Consider the following 943-nt stretch of genomic DNA (forward strand, 5'->3'; position numbering starts at 1 on the left):
TAGGTAGCTTAACCTTCGGGAGGGCGCTTACCACTTTGTGATTCATGACTGGGGTGAAGTCGTAACAAGGTAACCGTAGGGGAACCTGCGGTTGGATCACCTCCTTACCTGAAAGAACCTGCCTTTGTAGTGCTCACACAGATTGTCTGATAGATGTAAAGAAGCAAGACGGCTGCGAAGTCGCGACACCTCGTGTCCCCTTCGTCTAGCGGTTAGGACTCCGCCCTTTCACGGCGGCAACAGGGGTTCGAATCCCCTAGGGGACGCCACTTGCTGGCTGTGAGTGAAAGGCACAACCAACCGATATCTCAAAACTCATCTTCGGGTGACGTTTGAGATATTTGCTCTTTAAAAATCTGGATCAAGCTGAAAATTGAAACGACACACTGTTCAAGTGTGTTCGAGTCTCTCAAATTTTCGCGACACGATGATGTTTCACGAAACATCTTCGGGTTGTGAGGTTAAGCGACTAAGCGTACACGGTGGATGCCCTGGCAGTCAGAGGCGATGAAGGACGTGCTAATCTGCGAAAAGCGTCGGTAAGGTGATATGAACCGTTACAGCCGGCGATGTCCGAATGGGGAAACCCAGTGCAATTCGTTGCACTATCGTTAACTGAATACATAGGTTAACGAGGCGAACCGGGGGAACTGAAACATCTAAGTACCCCGAGGAAAAGAAATCAACCGAGATTCCCCCAGTAGCGGCGAGCGAACGGGGAGCAGCCCGGAGTCTGAATCAGCTTGTGTGTTAGTGGAAGCGTCTGGAAAGTCGCAGGGTACAGGGTGATACTCCCGTACACTAAAACGCACAGGCTGTGAACTCGAAGAGTAGGGCGGGACACGTGGTATCCTGTCTGAATATGGGGGGACCATCCTCCAAGGCTAAATACTCCTGACTGACCGATAGTGAACCAGTACCGTGAGGGAAAGGCGAAAAGAAC

The 943-nt window shown here is 51.1% G+C and carries 1 tRNA gene and 2 rRNA genes; all 3 read left to right on the plus strand.

The features are described from left to right. A 16S ribosomal RNA gene (locus K2184_RS28965) occupies positions 1-107 on the plus strand; the annotation flags it as partial. 87 nt (positions 108-194) lie between these two features. Next, positions 195-269: transfer RNA gene (locus K2184_RS28970), tRNA-Glu, on the plus strand. A 190-nt stretch (positions 270-459) separates the two neighbouring features. Further along, positions 460-943: ribosomal RNA gene (locus tag K2184_RS28975) — 23S ribosomal RNA — on the plus strand; the annotation flags it as partial.

This window comes from Klebsiella sp. K5-306, from assembly GCF_051835185.1.
Lineage (GTDB): Bacteria > Pseudomonadota > Gammaproteobacteria > Enterobacterales > Enterobacteriaceae > Klebsiella > Klebsiella oxytoca.